The organism is Candidatus Andeanibacterium sp. (assembly GCF_057143545.1).
In genome coordinates, this window is the sequence record NZ_DBNHSF010000172.1 from 1 (window position 1) to 20,655 (window position 20,655).

Genomic DNA, 20,655 nt, shown 5'->3' on the forward strand with positions numbered 1-20,655 from the left:
GGTCAGTTCGCGAAAAGGGAGGAAAGAAGTCGTCATCGGTGGAAACCGAGCGCCTTTTGCCCAATGGAGCGTGGAAATCCAAGCGCGAATGCGCCAAAGGCACGATCCATGACGTCCAACACGCCATCCTACACATATGAACAGGCCGGGGTCTCGATCAATGCCGGCAATGCGCTGGTCAAGGCCATCGGGCCGCTGGTCAAGGCCACTGCCCGGCCCGGCGCGGATGCGGACATTGGCGGGTTCGGCGGATTCTTCGATCCGCGCGCCGCCGGATATACCGACCCACTGCTGGTCGCCGCCAATGACGGGGTCGGGACCAAGGTCAAGCTCGCGATCGAATTCGACCGGCACGGCACGATCGGGATCGACCTGGTTGCCATGTGCGTCAACGACATGATCGTCCAGGGTGCCGAACCATTGTTTTTCCTCGATTATTTTGCCACCGGCAAGCTCGATACCGGGGTTGCCGGGCGGGTGATCGGCGGAATCGCCGAAGGCTGCCGGATCGCGGGCTGCGCGCTGATTGGCGGCGAGACCGCCGAAATGCCGGGTATGTATGCGGCGGGGGATTACGACCTCGCGGGCTTCTGCGTCGGCGCGGTCGAGCGCGGGCAACAGCTCACCGGGGAGCGCGTGGCGCCCGGCCATGTCCTGCTGGGCTTGGCCAGTTCCGGCGTCCATTCGAACGGCTATTCGCTGGTCCGCCGGCTGGCCGAGGACAAGATCTGGGCCATGCTGGAACCGGCCCCGTTCGACGAGGAGCGACTGCTGATCGAAGCGCTGATCGAACCCACGAGGATCTACGTCCAGAGCCTGCTGCCGGCGATCCGTTCGGGCAAGATCGACGCGCTTGCCCATATCACCGGCGGGGGACTGCTGGAAAACATCCCGCGCGTGCTACCCGACGGCGCTCATGCGGTAGTCGAAGCCGGCCGCTGGGAACTGCCCGGCCTGATGCGCTTTCTCCGGGGCGAGGGAAACATCGAGCCGTCCGAAATGGCCCGCACCTTCAATTGCGGCGTGGGAATGGTCCTTGCAGTCGCTCCCGATCTCGTGAAGGAGGTGACCAACGAATTGTCCGAGCGCGGCGAACGCGTCTTCAAGATCGGGGAAATTGTCGAGGGCGAGCGCGGGACGACCGTTCGCGGACCTTCGGGAAGCTGGGGATCGCATGGCGACTGGGAAGCCGTCCACATCAGCTAGGATTGCCGTGCTCATTTCGGGCAGCGGGACCAATATGGCCGCGCTGCTCTATGCCAGCCGCCAACCCGGTGTTCCCTTTGAAATCGTGCTGGTCGCGAGCAACGATCCCGACGCTGCCGGCCTGAAGCTGGCCGCAGCCGAAGGCGTTCCGGTCTTTTCCCTGTCGCACCGCGGAATGGACCGTTCCGCGCATGACCTGGCGATCGACGCGGCGATCCGCGAAGCCGGAGCCGACTATGTCGCGCTGGCAGGCTATATGCGGGTGCTGGGCGAACCGATGGTCCGCCGCTGGGAAGGGCGGATGCTCAATATCCATCCTTCGCTGCTCCCCAAATACAAGGGCCTCGATACGCATGCCCGGGCGCTGGCGGCGGGCGAGCGCCATGCCGGGGCCTCGGTCCATCTCGTCACCGCCGAGCTCGACGCCGGCGAAGTGCTTGGCCAGGCGCGGGTCGCGGTGCTCGAAGGCGATACTCCCGAAACATTGGCCAAGCGGGTCCTGATCGCCGAGCACCAGCTCTATCCGCGGGTGCTGGCGCAATATGTCTCGCGCCATTACGACCCGGACTGGCTGGTGGCGCGGGTTCGAGAACGGGCGCTGAAACAGCCCGAGGCCGACGAGGTCGTTTCGCATGGCATGCCGTGCTTCGGGATCGCGGGCGGCAAGAAATTCGCCTATGTCTCGCTCAACCATCACGGCGACGGCAAGATCGCGCTCTTGGTCAAGATCAGCGGGGCGGACGAGCAGGCAATGCTGATCGCCCGCGACCCGGAGCGCATCGAGCGGCCGGCCTATTTCGGCGACGGCTGGATCTCGATCCGGCTCGACCTGGGCGACACCGATTGGGATTCGATCGCCGAATGGCTGCAGCGCAGTTGGCGGGCCGTCGCGCCCAAGCGCCTGACCGCCCTTCTCGACGCGGCCGATGAGTTCTAGGAAGGCAGCATGAAGCCACGTCCCCATCCCCTTGCACGCGCGAAGCTGGTCTGCCGGCTCGATCGCATGCTCGGCTCGGCCTGGGATCGGGGCTGGCTCAACCGCCCGCCGCTCGATCCGGCGGAACTGTTCGAAAAGGCCGCGATCGGCGTGCGGCCCGGCGGCGAGGAAGGCGGTCGGAGCGGGGACGAGGTCGCCGATTTCCGCCTGCGGCTCGACCGGCTGACGGACTCGCTGTCCAACGAAGCGCGGCTCAATTCGCTCGGCCTGGCGGTGGCCCACGGCCAGCTGGTGCGGGTGATCCGCCAGCGCCTCAGGCTGGGGCGGTGGTGGGCGCGCTACCCCCATCTCTACCAGACCCCCGTCGCTCCGCCGATCCTGGTGGTCGGCCAGATGCGCGCCGGGACGACGCGCATCCACCGCCTGCTCGCCGCCGATCCCGCCCATGCCGCGACCCGGTTCTGCGACAGCTGGAATCCGGTTCCGCAAAAGGCGCCCGACCTGCGCGCCTTGAAAAGCACCTTCGCCCTGATGGGGGCCAGGCGGATCGACCCCTGGATCGATTCGATCCATCCTTTCGGGGCCAGGCGCGCCGACGAGGAACTGGGCTGGCTGGCGAGCGCGCTCGATCACTGCGCCTATGAAGCGCAATGGCGGATCCCAGGCTTCACCGCCTTCAGCGAGGCGCGCGATCCGGCGCCGATCTACCGCGAATTCGCGCGCATTCTTGCGACCGATGCCGCGCGGCACGGCAATGCGAGCAGGCCGCGGGTGATGAAGGTCCCGCAATTTGCCGAAGACCTCACCACCGTGCTCGAACAATTTCCCGACGCGAAGGTGGTGGTGGCCATGCGCGAACCCAAGGATGTCGCACGCAGCGCGGCCTCGCTGGTCGCCAACCAGATGACGATCCAGTCGGACGAGGTCGATTACGCCTGGATCAAGCGCGAATGGGACCGCAAGATCGCGCTACGGCAGCGGCGGATGGACGAAGCGCTCGCGACATTCGACGGGCGCGTCGCCCGGGTCGACTTCGCCGCGCTGGAAGACGATTGGGAAGGCGAGATCGCGCAAGTCTATCGCGCGCTCGGCCTCAAACTGACCCCCGAAGCGCAGCGGTCGATGCAGGCCGAACAGCGCCGGTCGGATCAGACCCCGCATGCCGGCCATCGAATCCAGATGCGGCAGTTCCAGACCGCTTGACTTCTGGCGCTCGCGAACGGCCCGCTGACTGGATCAGCCGACGATCTCTTCGGGCCTGAAGAAGAATTCGATCTCGATTTTCGCGTTCTCGTCGCTGTCCGACCCGTGGACCGAATTGGCTTCGATCGATTCGGCGAAGGCCTTGCGGATCGTGCCCTCGGCCGCGTCGGCCGGATTGGTCGCACCCATGACGTCGCGATTGCGCCTGACCGCATCCTCGCCTTCGAGGACCTGCACCACGACCGGGCCGCTGGTCATGAAATCGCACAGTTCGCCGTAAAACGGACGTTCCTTGTGCACGGCATAGAAGCCCTCCGCCTGCTCGCGGGTCATGTGGATGCGCTTCGAGGCGACGACCCTGAGGCCGGCTTCTTCCAGCATCTTGGTGATCGCGCCGGTCAGGTTGCGACGCGTGGCATCGGGCTTGATGATCGAAAAGGTGCGGGTGACCGCCATGGCTGAGGTTCCTTGCGATAATGCGGGTTAATCGTTTTCGCGCGCGCCCCTAGCGGCCCGGCGTCAGGCCCGCAAGCCTTGTCCCTTGTATTCAGAAGCCCCTGGCGACCATCAGGTTGACGGTTGTTTCGCCTTCGCCCTCGATCGCGGTCACTGACAGCGTGGTGCCATCGGGGCCTTCGCCGGCCATCATCCTCGTATTGTTGTTGGTGACCTCGGTCGAAATCGCGATGCCCTGGTCTGCGGCCTGCTTGCGATAATAGGCGATCGCCTGTTCCGCGCTGTCGCCGGTCTGCATCTCGATGCGCACGCCCGATCCATCCGCATGGCTGACCTGGCTCGAATTCACGATCGTCGACCCGGGATAGACGGAGAAACCATCGGGCATGTCTACCGTCTGCCCGGCGCCGCTGGTTATCGTCACCTCGCCTTCATCGGAGGTGAGGGTCGTGCTGGTTGCCCCGCCGGCATTGTCGACCGTATAGCCCACGTCGCCATCCCCGGTCTCGATGGTACCGGATCGCTCGGACCCACAGGCCGCGAGCACCAACGCCGCAGCGATTGTCACAATCTTCTTCATCCTGCCCTCCGTCGGGATCGCCGCCGATACCTATACGGCCACGCGCGGCGAAGCCAGCCTCATGGCCCTTCGATCCACTTGCCTGCGTCCTGCTTCCAGAAGCGGCGTTCATTGTCTTCGCTCTCGCCGAGTTGGCGCCAGCAAGCGCGCGCGCCCTCGAGACCCGCTTCGTCGAACAGCAGGAAGGCACGGTCGAATCCGGTTCCCACATCGCGCCATTTGCCATCGGCAAAGGCGACCAGCTTCGCGCCGTTCGCGGCTTCGCAGGATTGCGAGAGCAGGACCGGCTGGAGTTCCTCGTGCCTGTCGCCCGATTTGCCATGGGCAAGGAATGCCCCTGGCAGCGCCCATAGTTGCCTGTCGATTCGGTCGAGCTGCGCCGAATCCGAGGAAACCACCAACAAGCGCTCGCCATCCGCCAGGGCCTTGCGGGCGATCAGGGGCAGCACGTTTTCCGCCGGGTCGCGGCTCAACTGGTAGAAGTCGACACGCATTCCGGTCACCCTATCGCTTCGCCATTGGAGGATTCATGGCCCGCCCTGCCGCTCCGCTGTTTGAGGGTGCGAATTCACCCTTCGCATTTGTCGCGAATGTAGCGATCGAGCACCCTTACCCCGAAACCGGTTGCGCCCTTGTCCCAGGTCGCGCCGGGCTTTTCGGCCCAGACCATGCCGGCAATGTCGAGATGGGCCCAGGGCGTATCGTTCTCGATGAAGCGCTGGATGAACTGCGCGGCAGTAATCGAGCCGCCCCAGCGAGGCCCGACATTCTTGATGTCCGCGATCGGGCTATCGATCAGCTTGTCGTATTCGGGGCCGATCGGCATCCGCCACAGCTTTTCGCCAACCTGGATCCCTGCCTCGGCCAGGTCTCCGGCAAGCTCGTCGTTATTGCTGAACATGCCGGCATGTTCGTGGCCCAGCGAGATGATTATCGCGCCGGTCAACGTCGCCAGGTCGACAATCCGCGCGGGCTTGAATTCGCGTTGGGTCCAGGTCAGCGCGTCGCACAGCACCAGCCGCCCCTCCGCATCGGTGTTGATCACTTCGACGGTCTGCCCCGACATCGTGGTAACGATATCGCCCGGGCGCTGGGCCTTGCCATCGGGCATATTCTCGACGAGGCCGCAAACACCGACGACATTGGCCTTTGCCTTCCGCTTGGCGAGCGCGAGCATGGCTCCCGCGACCGCTCCGGCACCGCCCATGTCCCACTTCATGTCTTCCATGCCGGCGGGCTGCTTGAGCGATATCCCGCCGGTATCGAAGGTCACGCCCTTGCCGACAAGGGCAAGCGGCGCGTCCTGCTTTTTGCCGTGCATCCATTTGATGGCGAGCAGGCGGGGCTTTCGTGCCGAGCCTTGTCCGACGCCAAGCAGGGCACCCATGCCGAGCTTTGCCATCTCCTTCTCGTCCAGCACGACGAGTTCGGCCCCGGTCCCCTCGAACCGCCGCTTGCACCGTTCGACGAAGCTTTCCGGATAAATGACATTGGCCGGCTCGACGACCAGTTCGCGAGTGAAGGCCACACCCTCGAGAACCGCCTGTTCCACTGCGAATGCGCCTTTGGTCCCAGCGGGTTCCCCAACCACGAATGCCTGTTCGAGTGTCGCCTTTTGCTCGTCCTTCAGCCGGGTGCGATAGACATCGTGCCGCCAGCTGCGCAGCGAGAGACCGACAAGGACGCCGCTTGCGTCCTCCGGCGAAAGCGATGCCTGGCCAAGATCGAGCAAGAGTTCCTTTTCTCCCGAGCGCAGGAAGCGCGCGGTTATGGCCGCGCCCGCCCGCTCCAGCGCCAGTTTGCGGCCCTTGTCGTCCGGCTTGCCGGCGCCCGCAAGGGCCACCCGGACCAGCTTTCCGTCGCGCTCGACAAAACCTTCGAATACCTGCCCCGCCTTGCCGGAAAAGCGCGCGGCCGACGCTCCCTGGACGATCGGGGTCTCAAGCCCCTGGGGCAACGAATCCTGGTCGACCACGATTGCCTGGACGCGCGGACGCGAAGCTTCATCGGGTTCGCGAAAGGAAATCTTCATGTTTACTCCGACTGGTCTGGATTGCGCCGCCTGGCGCTACGGTCATGCGGTATGTAAACCGTGGCGTTGCAGTTAGGGCGGACCAGTGCGATAGGCAAGCCATGCTCCCTCTCCCGCAGCTCCCGCTGCAAGCCAGAATTCGCCGCTTGCCCGCCATCCGTGCCGGTGGCGTGATGCTCGGCCTGGTGGCCGCCTGCTGGTCGTTTCCGGCAGGGGCGCAGCAGTCCGGGGCGGAAGCCGCGGCGCAAGCGGAGGTCGACGGGCGGCGCGAGATTGCCTTCGAAGCCAATCAGCTAAGCTACGACACGGACAACGATGTCGTTACCGCCGAAGGCAATGTCATCCTGCGCAGCGGCGAACATTCGGTTCGCGCCGACCGGGTCAGCTGGGACCGGAAGACCGGCCAGGTCACCGCCTCCGGTTCGATCCGTTATGTCGATGGCGACGGGAATGTCCTTTACACCGACAATCTTACCCTCACCGACGACCTGCGCCTGGGGGCCATGGACAATATGCTGCTGGCCCTGCGCGAAGGGGGGCGGATCGCCGCGCGCGAAGGCATGCGCGGCGAAGATGGCAATGTCGAACTGGCCTATGCCAGCTATTCGGCTTGCGCGGTCGAAGACGAGAATGGCTGCCCCAAGACCCCGAGCTGGAGGATCGTGGCCGAGCGGGTGATCTACGAACCCGAGGCAAACCGGGTCCGCTTCAAGGGTGCCACCATGGAAATTTTCGGGCAACGGATCGTCCCCCTGCCCGGGCTGGTCGTCACCACCGACGGCAGGGCGATTTCCGGCTTCACCGTGCCCGATCTGCGCTTTTCCGATTCCAATGGCTTGGAAATCAGTCAGGGATATTACCTCCGGCTGGCCGACAACCAGGACCTGACCGGCAAGGTCTACGTCTATACCGAGGCTCCGCCGATGTTCTCGGCGCAGTATCGTGCGCTCTTGGACGAAGGGGCCTTCCAGGTCACCGGCTATGCCACGCGCAGCGCGAGAATCCCGATCGGCCCCGAGCCTGGAACCCAGCAGCAGGACTGGCGCGGCTATTTGTTCACCAACGGGAAATGGCAATTCTCGCCCGAATGGAGCCTGACGGCCTCCGCCCGTATCGCCTCCGACCGGACCTTCCTGCGGCGTTACGACATCAGCCGGGAAGATCGCCTGCGCTCCACCTTCAATCTCGAGCGGATCGACGAGAACTCCTATCTTTCGATTTCCGGCTGGGCCACCCAGACCCTGCGTTTCGGCGATCCGCAAGGCCAGGTCCCGCTTGCCCTGCCGCTGATCGACTATCGCCGGCGGATCGACGATCCGCTGCTCGGCGGCAAGGTCGAGCTGCAGCTGAACAGCCTTGCGATCACCCGCACCGAGGGGCAGGACACGCAGCGCGCCTTTGCCGGCGCCCGCTGGGATTTGCGGCGCATTACCGGCATGGGCCAGGAGGTCACGGTAACCGGGCTGGTGCGCGGCGACGTCTATCACTCTTCCGACAACCTGCTGACAGCGACCGAAGTCTATCGCGGCAATCCCGGCTGGCAGGCGCGCGGGGTCGCTACCGGCGCGGTCGATGTGAAGTGGCCCTTCGTCGGGAAATTCCTTGGCGGAACACAGGTGCTGACGCCGCGGATACAAATTGTCGCCAGCCCCAAAATCCGCAATCTCGATGTCCCCAACGAAGATGCCCGCGCAATCGATCTCGAGGATTCGAACCTCTTCGCGCTCAACCGGTTTCCGGGCTACGACCGGATCGAGGACGGGGTCCGCTTCACCTACGGCCTCGACTGGCAATTCACCGCCTCCGATATCAGGATCAAGACCACGATCGGCCAGTCCTACCGCCTGACTTCCGAGCGCGTCCTGCTGCCCGACGGAACCGGCCTGTCCGAGCGGCTCTCGGACTGGGTCGGCAGGACCGAGGTCCGCTACAAGGATTTCGTGAAAGTCACCCACCGCTTCCGGCTCGACAAGGACAATCTCGCTGTCCGCCGGAACGAGTTCGACGCCACCGTCGGTTCCAGCAAGACCTATGCCGAAATCGGCTATCTGCGGCTCAATCGCGACATCGCTTCGCTGGAGGACTTGCAGGACCGCGAGGAGCTGCGCGTCGCCGGTCGTGCGGCGATCGACAATCGCTGGTCGATCTTCGGCGCCGCGGTGATCAATCTCACCGATCGCGACGAGGACCCGACCCTCACCTCCGACGGGTTCGAGCCGCTCCGCACCCGGCTTGGCTTCGCCTATTCGGACGATTGCCTCGAACTGGGGCTGACCTGGCGGCGCGACTATATCGCCAGCGGCGATGCCCGCCGGGGGAACACGTTCCAGGTCCACCTGGCGTTCAAGAATCTCGGATTCTAGGCGGCGGGCCGCCACCCGCAGGATGGCGAGTTGGCAGAAATGAGCAAACACGCTATCCGCGCCCATCATTGCCCGAAACTCAGCTTTGGTTAAGCCGCCAATAGCCAAGCGGGCGCCAGTTTTCAGGGCCTGCAACAGGGCCACAGACAGGAAATATCGAGTGATCAGAACGGCAAGACCAGGTTTCAGTTCCGTCCGCGCGGCGATCGCGGTCATCGCCATGGCGCTGATAGCGGCCGCGGCCCCGGTCGGCCTCAAGGCCCAGACCGAGCAGACCGCGAGCCTCGACCCGCTCAACCTGCCGGAAGACATCGTGATGCTCGGACAGCAGGACCCGGCGCTGCGCACCGCCACCGCCAAGGTCAACGGCTATGTCATCACCCAGACCGACATCAACCAGCGGGTCGCGCTGGTGCTCGACGCCAACCAGGGCGTCGAAATTTCCGACGAGGAATTGCAGGAATTGCGGATGCGGGTGCTGCGCAATTTGATCGACGAGACGCTGCAGATCCAGGAAGCGGCCGCCCAGGAGCTCGAGGTCACGGCCGACGAGGTGCGGCAGACCTACAACAACGTGGCTGCGCAAAACGGCTTCGATCCGGAAGAGATGGCCGAATATCTCGAAATGATCGGGTCGTCGGTCGGATCGCTCCAGCGGCAGATCCAGGGCGAAATGGCTTGGCAGCGACTGGTCCAGCGGATGAGCCTGTTCGTCAACGTCTCCGAAGAGGAAGTGCAGGAAGTGCTGAAGCGCCTGCGCGATTCACAAGGCACCGAAGAATACCGGCTGGCCGAGATCTACCTTTCGGCGACCCCCGAGACCCAGGAAGCGGTGTTCGAGAATGGCGAGCGGATCGTCGAACAATTGCGCCGCGGCGGGAGCTTCGCAGCCTATGCCAGGCAGTTCTCCGAAGCGTCGACGGCCGCGGTTGGCGGCGATCTTGGCTGGGTCCGGCTCGGCGTGCTGCCATCCGAGATGGCTACTGTGGTGCAGCAGATGCAGCCCGGTCAGATGGTCGGACCGGTGCAGATCCCGGGCGGCTTCACGATCATGCTGCTGATCGACAGGCGCCAGATCCTGACCGCCGATCCGCGCGACGCGGTGCTGAGCCTGAAGCAGATCTCGATCGCCTTCCCCGAAGGCATGACGGTGCCCCAGGCCGAGGCGAGGCTCGCCGAATTCACTGCCGGCATCCAGCAGATGCGCGGATGCGGCGGGGCCGATTCGGTTGCCGCGCAGATCGGCGCCGATGTTGTTTCCAATGACCAGATTTCGGCCCGGCAATTGCCGGCCCAGGTGCAGGAAATGGTCCTCGCGCTGCAGGTCGGACAGTCGACGCCGCCCTTCGGCTCGATGGACGAAGGGGTGCGCGTGCTGATGCTGTGCGGGCGCGACGATCCGGAGGTCGACAATGCGCCCAGCTCCTCCGAAATTCGCGACCAGCTCGAAAACGAGCGGATCGACAAGCGTGCCCAGCGTTACCTGCGCGACCTGCGGCGCGATGCGATCATCGAATATAATTAGGATCATGGGATGAAACCGCTTTCGGCCTCGCTCGGCGATCCCGCCGGAGTCGGGCCGGAACTGTTGTGCGAGGCATGGGCCCAGCGCGAGACGCTGGGCCTCCCGCCGTTCTTCGTGGCCGGCGGCGCAAGCATTCTCGCGGCAGCGGCATGGCAGCGCGGGCTCGACCTGACGGTCGGGTCCATCGCCTCGCCCGGCGAGGCAGCGGATGCCTTTGCCGATGTGTTGCCGGTACTTGGAGAGCTCGACGGCGAATATGCTCCCGGTGAACCCGATTCCGACGGAGCAACGTTGGCACTCGCTTCGCTCGAGGCAGCCACGAAGCTCACCATCGAAGGCGAGGCCTCGGCGCTGGTGACGTCGCCCGTGTCCAAGGCGCTGCTGGCCGCGGTCGGCTTCAGATTCCCCGGGCAGACCGAATTCCTCGCCCATGCCTGCGGCATTGCCGAACACGAAGCGGTGATGATGCTGGCCGGGCCGCATTTGCGCACGGTTCCGGTCACCGTCCATGTCCCGCTGTGCCGGGTTTCCGAACTGCTCAATGTCGACGAACTGGTGGCCAAGAGCCGGATCGTCGCGCAGGCGCTGCAGCGCGATTTCGCGATTGCCGAGCCGCGCCTCGCGCTCGCCGCGCTCAATCCGCATGCCGGGGAGAAGGGCAATTTCGGGCACGAGGAAGCGCAGGTGATCACGCCCGCGATCGCACGCCTGCGGGCCGAGGGGATCGACGCGAGCGGGCCGTACCCGGCCGATGCGCTGTTCACCGAGCAGCTTCGTTCGACCTACGACGTGGCGATCTGCATGTATCACGACCAGGCGCTGATCCCCTTGAAAACGCTCGATTTCGATAGCGGGGTCAACATGACGCTCGGCCTGCCGATCGTGCGCACTTCGCCCGACCACGGCACCGCCTTCGATATCGCCGGCCAGCGCCGGGCCAGCCCCGGGGCGACGATCGCGGCGTTCCGCATGGCGGGCGATGCAGCCATGGCGCGCGCCGCCAGGTGAACCTCCCGCCCCTCCGCGAGGTGATTGCGCACCACGGCCTGTCCGCCTCCAGGGCGCTCGGGCAGAATTTCCTGCTCGACGAGCAATTGCTGGGCCGGATCGCCGCCATCCCGGGATCGCTCGCCGGCCGGCAGGTGCTCGAAGTCGGGCCCGGCCCCGGCGGATTGACGCGCGCCCTGTTGCGCGCCGGGGCAAATGTCACCGCGATCGAGATGGACCGGCGCTGCCTTCCCGCACTGGCCGAACTCGGCGAAGCCTTTCCCGGCCGGCTGCGGGTGCTCGAAGGCGATGCGATGAAGGTCGATCACGGGATAGCGGGGCCGTTCCACATCGTTTCGAACCTGCCCTACAATGTCGGCACTGCGCTGTTCACCGGCTGGCTCTCCGGGGAAGAATGGCCCCCGCAATGGGCGAGCCTGACTCTGATGTTCCAGCTTGAAGTTGCGCAGCGTATCGTCGCCGGCCCCGGCAGCGGCGCCTATGGCCGGCTGGCGGTGCTGGCCCAGTGGCGCAGTAGCGCGAAGCTGGCGATGAAGGTCCACCGCAGCGCCTTCACCCCGCCACCCAAGGTGATGAGCGCCGTGGTCCATGTGACGCCGGGCGAAATGCCTGATGGAGTCTCGGCGCGCATACTCGAACGCGTCACCGAGGCCGCCTTCGGCCAGCGCCGCAAGATGCTGCGCCAGAGCCTCAAGGGCCTGCCGGGCGCCCTGGAGGCGCTGGAAACCCTGGGGATCGATCCGCAGCGCCGCGCCGAAACGCTGAGCGTGGGGGAGTTTGTACGCCTGGCGAGGGAGCTGGGCTGAAGCCAATGACGGCTAACGGCCTATTGCAGAGGCTAGTGAAACTCACACTCGAATTCCAGACCGATCGAAGCAGAATCCTGGAAGTCTCCTGCCAGAATTGCGGTCACCACAATTCCTCCAAAAATCAAATCTGATTTACCGAGAGAAAAAGCGGCCAGATGTAATTTGCTGTTCCTGCCTCAAAGTTCAATTCGGCATAGGTGTGACCTCCGACGCCCAAGGCATCCAGTTTACCTCTTACCGTCACAACCACCGGATCGCCCGTCCTGAGCACAGCCCTGTAGTCGAAAAATTCGGTACGGTCGAAGCTCACGATCTCTTCGGTGTTCTGCTCATATCGATCGATGAGGGGAGGAAAACTCCGCCAGCCATGATCGACGTACTGGTTAACGTTCATCGAAACGTTGAGCCTCGCATGCGCATGTCGGCAATTCCACCAGCTGTCGTTCGACCTCAACACATAGAATCCATGGAAGGCCAACACGGCAGTCATCTCATACGTTGCTGTAGCGGCCGGCACAAAACAGAAATGGACCGAAAACTCGGGTTCAGGCCCTTCCGCATAGGCTTCAAAGCATTTCGTCCCGACATGGCCGCCATCCTTGATTCTGATGTGGGAGGGGTCGTCGGGGAAGATCCACCCGGAATTGATGGCGCCAGCGCCTGACTCGCCGGTGTTCGCCTCAAATGAATCCGCCGAAATCGAATAGATATCGGCAGCGTAAGCGGTCAACACCGTATGGTGCGCTTCGCCCAGCAATGCCGTCCGGTCAGCTGCCCATTGCGCATCCATGGCCCGCATGCTCTCGCGAGCCGCTAGTGCCGCCCTGGACTCTTTGAGAAATGCCTCCAGCGCCTTGCCTTCGTACTCGAAATCACTCTTCTCTTCTGCGTCCATCAGCTTGGCGTCAACACCGAGCCGCTTCATGAACGCCTCGCGCCGCGAACTCCGAGCGCTTTCAAGTTCTTGCGCACGCTCTCTGAGTTTGGATTTGCGCACGACCTCGCCCTCGAATGCCTTGAAGCGCTGGCTATGGAGATCGAGGATTCGCTCATGGAATTCAGGCTTTTGCACTGCGCACCATCCCTGAAAGTCGAACTTTCGAATCTTATCCAAAAGAATCTTCGTATTTATAGTTCATTGTTTTGAAAATTGATACGAAATATATTCTCCCGAACATTTTCCAAAATAATGGAAGGTTTTCTGAAATTTGGGAACAAATTGTAGAATTCAGCTCGATTGCACACGACGCTATGGCTCCGGACAACCGCACTCGAATTCCTCCTTCTTCGAATTCCAGCAGCAGCGGGCCCATTATCAAGAGCCTAAGATGCAAACAGACTTTCAGACACAGCTGACTATCACGGATGAGTTCCGATCGCAGGCAGTAAGGCAGATTTCCGCTTCGTGCCCTAAGCTGCCATTTTCCCACATCGCCGCAGGCTGCCATCATGCCAGCGGCTCTTTCACATGGTCGATGATTCCCGGCCCAATGGCGGCCCGGTCGCCCCTTCGCACGGCAGAACAGTTTTTATCTTCTGGTCTGTGTTACCCTGTTACCCTCTGTTCAGGTTCGGGATACGCCCTTCTCCCGCTCCAGCAATTCCCGCTTGATTGCTTCGCCATAGGCATAGCCGCCCGGCGATCCGTCAGCGCGCACCACCCGGTGGCATGGGATCAGCACCGCGACATTGTTGGCGCCGTTGGCGCTGCCGGCCGCGCGCACCGCCTTGGGCTTACCGACCGCAGCAGCGATTTCCGAATAGGAACGCGTCTCTCCCGCAGGGATCTTGCGGAGCTCGGCCCATACCGCCTGCTGGAACGCCGTCCCCCGGACATCGAGCGGGATATCCCCGCCGGTCCCCGGCGTTTCGACGGCCGCGATCACCTGCTTGAGCAATTTGGCGAACTCGGCTCCACCCTCGACCAGCTTGGCCTTGGGAAAGCGCCGGGCGAGGTCGCTGCCATCCTCGTTGAACGACAGCCGGCACACGCCCCTGGCGGTCGCGGCCACCAGCATCGGTGCCAGCGAGGTCTCGACCACCGCCCAGCGGATCGTTTCTCCCGCCCCACCATTGACCCATGCCGATGGCGCCATGCCCAGCCTCCCCTTGAGTGAATCGTAAAATCGCGAGGGCGCTTCGAACCCCGCATCGTAGATCGCGTCGCTGACCCGGCTTTCGTCCGAGAGCGCCTGGCGCGCGCGTTCGTCGCGCAGGGCCCGGGCGAAGGCGGCGGGCGATAGCCCGACCATGCGCTTGAACACACGCTGCAGATGCCCCGGCGAATAGGATGCGATTGCCGCCAGCCGCTCAAGCGGTACCGGCTCTCCGGCCTTCCGGATCGCCTCGAGCGCGGCCAGCACCGCCTGTTCGTCGCGTGCCACCTCGTCGGGGCGGCAGCGTTTGCAGGGCCGGAATCCTGCCTCTTCGGCCGCCGCGCAATCGCTGTAGAAGGCGATGTTATCGGGCTTCGGCCTGCGCGCGGGGCAGCTGGGGCGGCAATAGATTCCGGTGGTCTTGACCGCGACCACGAAGCGCCCGTCCTGCGAGCGATCGTGTCCGGCAAAGGCCGCCGACATATTGGCGATACGTTTCGGGTCGGTGATCTTCATGCAGGACACATTAACCGGGTGAATTCATAATTGCGTCCCGATTCTTGCGCTCAAACACAAGGCGGGCGAGAAGGGCATTCGTGACCACGCAATTCGAAATGATTTCCGGACGATTGGCGGGCCTTGCGCTGGCGTTGCTCGCCGCATGCGTATTGCCGTTGTCGCCCGCGAAGGCAGACCCGGCGGATATCGACGCGGCCGCGCGCGGCGTGGTGCGGATCATCGTGATCGAAGACCAGGACGGCGAGCTCTATCCTCTCTCGCATGGGACCGGCTTTGCCGTGACACCCGAAAAAATCGTGACCAACGCGCATGTCATCGCCGAGGCGCGGGGCAACCGGAACATTTCGATCGGGATCGTCCCTTCGGATGGCGGCGATGCGATCTATGGCCGCATCCTCGACTACTCGCCCAGGAACGACCTGGCCCTGCTCGCCACGACTTCGCCGATGAACCTCCCGCCGCTGACCATTGCGGGCAATGCCAGCGCCGATTCGGGCCAGGTCACTTCGGTCGGCTATCCGATGAATGTCGACCGGGCCCAGGGGCTCGACAATCGCGAGATCTTCATGCCCCAGCCGCCGGTAAAGAGCCAGGGCTTCCTCTCGGGCCGCCGCCCGACCCGCGAATTCGACACGATCCTCCACACCGCGCCGATCGCCAGGGGATCGAGCGGCGGTCCGCTGCTCGACACTTGCGGGCGCGTGGTCGGGGTCAACAGTTTCGGCACGGAGTCCTCAGGCACGGATTCCGAATTCTACTTCGCGGTTTCGACCCGCGAATTGTTGCCCTTCCTGCGCAAGAACGACATCGCCCCGCAGGTCAACGGCCTGCCCTGCCGCTCGCTCGCCGATGTCGACGCCGAGGAGCGCCTGCGCGCCGAGCGCGAGATGCTCGCGGCGCAGCGCCAGTCCGAAGCCGAGCGTTCGCTCCAGCAGCAGCGCGAGAGCCTCGCACGGCGTTCCGCCGAATTCGAGGTCATTTCGGAGCGCGAGAATGGGATGATGCTGGCTTTCATCCTGCTGCTGGCCGGCCTCGGCGGAGGATACGCGACCTGGCTCGCTCGCCAGGAAGAGGACCAGCGCAAGCTCAGGATCGCCGGGGGGATCACCGCGCTGGCGATCGTCGGGGCCCTGGCTTCGTGGCTGATGCGGCCCGGATTCGATACGATCGAAGAGCGCGTGAACGAAGCGTTGGCGAGCAAGGAAGAACCCGATGAAGGGCCCAGCGGCGTGATCGAACAGGCGGCCGATCTCGCGCTGGTGTGCGTGGTCAATGTCGGGCGCAGCCGGATCACCGGCGGCAGCGTCGACGACGTCCCGCTGACCTGGTCGGACGATGGCTGCGTCAATGGCCGGACCCAGTATGGCCTGTCCGACGGGCGCTGGACCCGGATCCTCGTCCCCAACGACGAGGCGGCGGTGTCGGTCGCCTCCTTCGATCCGGACAGCCGCGAATACCGGGTCGAACGCTATCTCCTGAGCCGCGGCGAAATGGACGCCCTGCGCGAAGCCCGCGGGCAATACAGAGCGCCCGAATGCGGCGGCGCGGGCGAAGGCGCCGCGCGCGAGCTCGGCAGCAACCAGGCAATCCTCGCCGCGATGCTGCCCGCCAGCCCCAACGAGCGGCTGGTGTACGACTGCGCTCCGGCCGAATTTCCGGCGGAGTGAAGGCATCGATGCATCCCCTGCAACAGAGCTTGCAATAAAGTCGGTCAAATCTGTGCCGGAGTCGGGTTGCATCGCAGCAAACCCGATGCTAGGCGCGCGCCGAGCCTGCCGGGGAGGCCTTGCGCAACCCCGTTTCGGCTGGCCAGCCAGTTTCGTTTCTCTCGGATCCAAGAGGACTTTCGCGCGTGGAGATTTCCGCCGGTATTCAGGCAAGCCTAGCAGGGCGTTACGCGTCGGCGCTGTTTGAGCTCGCGTCTGAGGCGGGCAATGTATCCGCGGTCGAGGCCGACCTCGAAAAGCTCGCCTCCGCGCCCGCCGAATCGGCCGACCTGTCGGCGCTGATCAGGAACCCGCAGGTCAGCCGGGCCGATCTCGGCAAGGCGATGGCTGCGCTCGGCGAAATGCTCGAACTCACCGGCCTGACCCGCAACTTCCTCGGCGTGTTGGCACAGAACCGCCGCGTTTCGCAGCTGCCGGCGATCATCGCTGCGTTCAACTCGATCGCCGCCGCCCAACGCGGCGAAGTCACCGCCCAGGTCACCAGCGCCCATCCGCTGAGCGAAGACCAGGTCAATAAGCTGCAACAGAAGCTCAAGGCCCGCGAAGGCCGCAATGTGAAGGTGCGCACCAGCGTCGATCCCGACCTGCTGGGCGGCCTCGTGGTCACTATCGGCTCCAAACGGATCGACAGCTCGATCCGCACCCGTCTCAATTCCCTCGCGCAGGCGATGAAGGGCTGAAAGCCCGTATGCCAGAAGGCTCGATGAAAGGCTAATCAATGGAAATCCGCGCCGCAGAAATCTCCAAGGTTATCAAGGACCAGATCGCCAATTTCGGGACCGAAGCGCAGGTCAGCGAAGTCGGCTCCGTGCTCTCGGTGGGTGACGGCATCGCCCGCATCCACGGCCTCGACAAGGTCCAGGCCGGCGAGATGGTCGAATTCGCCAATGGCGTGCAGGGCATGGCGCTCAACCTCGAAGCCGACAATGTCGGCGTCGTGATCTTCGGCTCGGACGCCGAGATCAAGGAAGGCGACAGCGTCAAGCGGACCGGCACGATCGTCGACGTCCCGGTCGGCAAAGGCCTGCTCGGCCGCGTGGTCGACGCGCTCGGCAACCCGATCGACGGCAAGGGCCCGATCGCCAATGAATCTGGGGGGGCCGCCGAGCGTCGCCGGGTCGAAGTCAAGGCGCCGGGCATCATCCCGCGCAAATCGGTCCACGAACCGGTGCAGACCGGCCTCAAGGCGCTCGACGCGCTGGTTCCGATCGGTCGCGGCCAGCGCGAACTGATCATCGGCGACCGCCAGACCGGCAAGACCGCCGTCGCGATCGACACCTTCATCAACCAGAAGGGGATCAATGCGGGCAAGGATGAATCGAAGAAGCTCTACTGCATCTATGTCGCGATCGGGCAGAAGCGCTCGACCGTCGCGCAGATCGTCCGCCAGCTCGAAGAGCAGGGTGCGATGGAATATTCGATCGTCGTCGCCGCGACCGCTTCGGAGCCCGCCCCGCTGCAGTTCCTCGCGCCCTATACCGGCTGCGCGATGGGCGAATTCTTCCGCGACAACGGCATGCACGCCGTGATCGTGTATGACGACCTTTCCAAGCAGGCGGTCGCCTATCGCCAGATGTCGCTGCTGCTGCGCCGCCCGCCGGGCCGCGAAGCCTATCCCGGCGACGTGTTCTATCTCCACAGCCGCCTGCTCGAGCGCGCGGCCAAGATGAACGAAGACAATGGCGCGGGCTCGCTGACTGCCCTGCCCGTGATCGAAACCCAGGCCGGCGACGTTTCGGCCTATATCCCGACCAATGTGATCTCGATCACCGACGGGCAGATCTTCCTCGAGACCGGGCTGTTCTTCCAGGGCATCCGCCCGGCGATCAATGTCGGCCTGTCGGTTTCGCGCGTCGGCGGCGCGGCCCAGACCAAGGCGATGAAGAAGGTCTCGGGTTCGATCAAGCTCGAGCTCGCGCAATATCGCGAAATGGCGGCCTTCGCCCAGTTCGGCTCGGATCTCGACGCTTCGACCCAGAAGCTGCTCAACCGCGGCGCGCGGCTGACCGAGCTCTTGAAGCAGCCGCAGTTCAGCCCGATGCCGTTCGAGGAGCAGACCGTGTCGATCTTTGCCGGCACCAATGGCTATCTCGACGGCCTGCCGGTCGAGCGCGTGACCGAATACGAATCCGCGATGCTTTCGCACATGCGCGACAAGCACAAGGACGTCCTCAAGGCGATCCGCGAGAGCGGCGAGTTCACCGACGACACCCGGGGCAAGGTGGTCGCCGCGCTCGACGCATTCGGCAAGAGCTTCGCATAAGGAAGGCCTGTGGCTACCCTCAAGGAACTCAAAGGTCGGATCAACTCGGTCAAATCGACCCAGAAGATCACCAAGGCCAAGCAGATGGTTGCCGCGGCCAAGCTGCGCAAGGCGCAGGCCGCTGCCGAATCCGCCCGCCCCTATGCCGAGCGGATGGCTTCGGTGATGGCGAGCCTGGCGGGCAAGGTTTCGGGTGACGGCGCACCCAGGCTGCTGGCCGGGACCGGTTCGGACCAGCGGCATTTGCTGGTGGTGGTCAACACCGACAAGGGCCTGTGCGGCGGCCTCAATTCGAACATCGTCAAGGCTGCGACCGCCAAGGCGCGCGAACTGATCGCCGCGGGCAAGACAGTCCAGTTCTACCTCATCGGCAAGAAGGGCCGCGCGCCGATCCGCCGCAATTTCCCGGACGATATCGCCAGGCATTTCGATACGGCGGAGGTCCGCAATCCGGGCTTCGCCGAGGCCGAGGACATCGTCGCCGAACTGGTCGAGATGTATGAGGCAGGCAAGTTCGACGTCGCCCACCTGTACTATGCCAGGTTCAAATCGGCGCTGGTGCAGGAACCGACTGTTCACCAGATCATCCCGGTCCCCGCGCCCGCCAGCGCCGAGTCATCGGGAGCAGCGGTCGAATACGAGCCCGACGAGGAGGAAATCCTCGCCGAATTGCTGCCGCGCTATTTGAAGACCCAATTGTTCGGCGCGCTGCTCGAAATCGCCGCTTCCGAACAGGGCGCTTCGATGACCGCGATGGACAATGCCACGCGCAACGCCGGCGACCTGATCAACAAGCTCACGATCCAGTACAACCGCAGCCGCCAGGCCGCGATCACCACCGAACTTATCGAGATTATCGCGGGCGCAGAAGCGCTCTAGGATATCACAGCCAAGGAAACGAACATGGCCACCGCCCCCGTCCTCAACCAGACCACCAATGGCACGATCAGCCAGGTCATCGGCGCCGTCGTCGACGTCACTTTCGAAGGCGAGCTGCCGCCGATCCTCGGCGCGCTCGAAACCGACAACAACGGCAACCGGCTGGTCCTGGAGGTCGCGCAGCACCTCGGCGAAAACACCGTCCGCACGATCGCGATGGATTCGACCGACGGCCTCACTCGCGGGCAGAGCGTGACCAACACCGGCTCGCAGATCACCGTCCCCGTCGGCCCCAAGACGCTCGGCCGGATCGTCAACGTAATCGGCGAGCCGATCGACGAGCAGGGCCCGGTCGGCAGCGACATGTACGCACCGATCCATGCCGAAGCCCCCAAATTCGTCGACCAGTCGACCGAAGCCAGCATCCTCGTCACCGGGATCAAGGTGATCGACCTGCTCGCGCCCTATGCGCGCGGCGGCAAGATCGGCCTGTTCGGCGGTGCGGGCGTGGGCAAGACCGTGCTGATCCAGGAACTGATCAACAACATCGCCAAGGGCCATGGCGGCGTGTCGGTGTTCGCCGGTGTCGGTGAGCGCACCCGCGAGGGCAACGACCTCTACCACGAATTCCTCGATGCCGGGGTTATCGCCAAGGACGCCGACGGCAATCCGACCTCGGAAGGCTCCAAGGTGGCGCTGGTGTTCGGCCAGATGAACGAGCCGCCGGGCGCCCGCGCCCGCGTCGCGCTGTCGGGCCTGACCATGGCCGAATATTTCCGCGACCAGGAAGGCCAGGACGTGCTGTTCTTCGTCGACAATATCTTCCGCTTCACCCAGGCCGGTTCGGAAGTGTCCGCGCTCTTGGGCCGCATTCCCTCGGCGGTGGGCTACCAGCCGACGCTGGCGACCGACATGGGCAACCTCCAGGAACGGATCACCTCGACCACCAAGGGCTCGATCACCTCGGTCCAGGCGATTTACGTGCCCGCGGACGACTTGACCGACCCGGCGCCGGCGACCTCCTTCGCCCATCTCGACGCCACCACCACCCT

General features: G+C 64.4%; 18 protein-coding genes. 12 read left to right on the plus strand and 6 right to left on the minus strand.

Annotation, left to right across the window (positions count from 1 at the left end; genetic code table 11):
- Positions 1-108 precede the first annotated feature (108 nt).
- Genes purM through AC16XC_RS10215 form a run of 3 tightly spaced genes read left to right on the plus strand, consistent with a single transcriptional unit; the run spans position 109 to position 3,346 of the window.
- Positions 109-1,206, plus strand: coding sequence for a phosphoribosylformylglycinamidine cyclo-ligase (gene purM, locus AC16XC_RS10205; protein ID WP_484034550.1), 1,098 nt, complete (start codon positions 109-111; stop codon positions 1,204-1,206).
- On the plus strand, positions 1,175-2,143 hold the full coding sequence (gene purN, locus AC16XC_RS10210; RefSeq protein ID WP_484034551.1) for a phosphoribosylglycinamide formyltransferase: 969 nt from the start codon (positions 1,175-1,177) through the stop codon (positions 2,141-2,143). The genes purM and purN overlap by 32 nt, the downstream gene beginning before the upstream one ends.
- Before the next feature lie 9 nt (positions 2,144-2,152).
- Positions 2,153-3,346, plus strand: coding sequence for a sulfotransferase family protein (locus tag AC16XC_RS10215; RefSeq protein ID WP_484034552.1), 1,194 nt, complete (start codon positions 2,153-2,155; stop codon positions 3,344-3,346).
- A 33-nt stretch (positions 3,347-3,379) separates the two neighbouring features.
- On the opposite strand, the gene ndk is transcribed toward AC16XC_RS10215, so the two are convergent.
- The 4 genes from ndk to AC16XC_RS10235 form a co-directional block, all read right to left on the minus strand.
- Positions 3,380-3,802 carry a nucleoside-diphosphate kinase gene (gene ndk / locus AC16XC_RS10220; RefSeq protein WP_484034553.1) on the minus strand — a complete coding sequence of 141 codons (423 nt, stop codon included), beginning with the start codon at positions 3,800-3,802 and terminating at the stop codon, positions 3,380-3,382.
- A 91-nt stretch (positions 3,803-3,893) separates the two neighbouring features.
- Positions 3,894-4,382: a hypothetical protein gene (locus tag AC16XC_RS10225; protein WP_484034554.1), complete on the minus strand. Its 489-nt coding sequence runs from the start codon at positions 4,380-4,382 to the stop codon at positions 3,894-3,896.
- A 59-nt stretch (positions 4,383-4,441) separates the two neighbouring features.
- On the minus strand, positions 4,442-4,876 hold the full coding sequence (locus AC16XC_RS10230) for a DNA polymerase III subunit chi (RefSeq protein WP_484034555.1): 435 nt from the start codon (positions 4,874-4,876) through the stop codon (positions 4,442-4,444).
- 74 nt (positions 4,877-4,950) lie between these two features.
- The gene (locus AC16XC_RS10235) at positions 4,951-6,414 is read right to left on the minus strand and encodes a leucyl aminopeptidase (RefSeq protein WP_484034556.1); all 1,464 of its coding nucleotides are present in this window, start codon (positions 6,412-6,414) and stop codon (positions 4,951-4,953) included.
- A 101-nt stretch (positions 6,415-6,515) separates the two neighbouring features.
- Here AC16XC_RS10235 and AC16XC_RS10240 point away from each other — a divergent pair, with 101 nt between their 5' ends.
- The 4 genes from AC16XC_RS10240 (at position 6,516) to rsmA (ending at position 12,116) form a co-directional block, all read left to right on the plus strand.
- Positions 6,516-8,777, plus strand: a complete 2,262-nt coding sequence (locus tag AC16XC_RS10240; protein WP_484034557.1) for an LPS-assembly protein LptD — start codon at positions 6,516-6,518, stop codon at positions 8,775-8,777.
- 160 nt (positions 8,778-8,937) lie between these two features.
- Positions 8,938-10,302: a peptidylprolyl isomerase gene (locus AC16XC_RS10245; RefSeq protein ID WP_484034558.1), complete on the plus strand. Its 1,365-nt coding sequence runs from the start codon at positions 8,938-8,940 to the stop codon at positions 10,300-10,302.
- A 9-nt stretch (positions 10,303-10,311) separates the two neighbouring features.
- A complete protein-coding gene (gene pdxA, locus AC16XC_RS10250) occupies positions 10,312-11,310 on the plus strand; it encodes a 4-hydroxythreonine-4-phosphate dehydrogenase PdxA (RefSeq protein ID WP_484034559.1) in 999 nt (332 codons plus the stop codon).
- A complete protein-coding gene (rsmA, locus tag AC16XC_RS10255) occupies positions 11,307-12,116 on the plus strand; it encodes a 16S rRNA (adenine(1518)-N(6)/adenine(1519)-N(6))-dimethyltransferase RsmA (RefSeq protein ID WP_484034560.1) in 810 nt (269 codons plus the stop codon). The genes pdxA and rsmA overlap by 4 nt, the downstream gene beginning before the upstream one ends.
- A 124-nt stretch (positions 12,117-12,240) precedes the next feature.
- Here the strand turns inward: rsmA and AC16XC_RS10260 are convergent, their stop codons facing one another.
- Together AC16XC_RS10260 and AC16XC_RS10265 are read right to left on the minus strand one after the other, a co-directional pair.
- Positions 12,241-13,191: a hypothetical protein gene (locus AC16XC_RS10260; protein ID WP_484034561.1), complete on the minus strand. Its 951-nt coding sequence runs from the start codon at positions 13,189-13,191 to the stop codon at positions 12,241-12,243.
- Positions 13,192-13,684: 493 nt separating this feature from the next.
- Positions 13,685-14,731 carry a bifunctional transcriptional activator/DNA repair enzyme AdaA gene (locus tag AC16XC_RS10265; RefSeq protein ID WP_484034562.1) on the minus strand — a complete coding sequence of 349 codons (1,047 nt, stop codon included), beginning with the start codon at positions 14,729-14,731 and terminating at the stop codon, positions 13,685-13,687.
- 80 nt (positions 14,732-14,811) lie between these two features.
- Between AC16XC_RS10265 and AC16XC_RS10270 the strand changes: the two genes are divergently transcribed.
- The 5 genes from AC16XC_RS10270 to atpD all read left to right on the plus strand — a co-directional run.
- Complete coding sequence (locus tag AC16XC_RS10270; protein ID WP_484034563.1) at positions 14,812-16,401, plus strand: S1 family peptidase; 1,590 nt, start codon at positions 14,812-14,814, stop codon at positions 16,399-16,401.
- Between the two features lie 185 nt (positions 16,402-16,586).
- Positions 16,587-17,141 (plus strand): F0F1 ATP synthase subunit delta, encoded by a 555-nt coding sequence (locus tag AC16XC_RS10275; protein WP_484034564.1) that lies wholly within the window; start codon positions 16,587-16,589, stop codon positions 17,139-17,141.
- 38 nt (positions 17,142-17,179) lie between these two features.
- Positions 17,180-18,724 carry a F0F1 ATP synthase subunit alpha gene (atpA, locus tag AC16XC_RS10280; protein WP_484034565.1) on the plus strand — a complete coding sequence of 515 codons (1,545 nt, stop codon included), beginning with the start codon at positions 17,180-17,182 and terminating at the stop codon, positions 18,722-18,724.
- Positions 18,725-18,733: 9 nt separating this feature from the next.
- On the plus strand, positions 18,734-19,603 hold the full coding sequence (locus AC16XC_RS10285; protein WP_484034566.1) for a F0F1 ATP synthase subunit gamma: 870 nt from the start codon (positions 18,734-18,736) through the stop codon (positions 19,601-19,603).
- Between the two features lie 24 nt (positions 19,604-19,627).
- Positions 19,628-20,655: F0F1 ATP synthase subunit beta (atpD, locus tag AC16XC_RS10290; protein WP_484034567.1), on the plus strand; the 1,028-nt coding region annotated here is incomplete at its 3' end.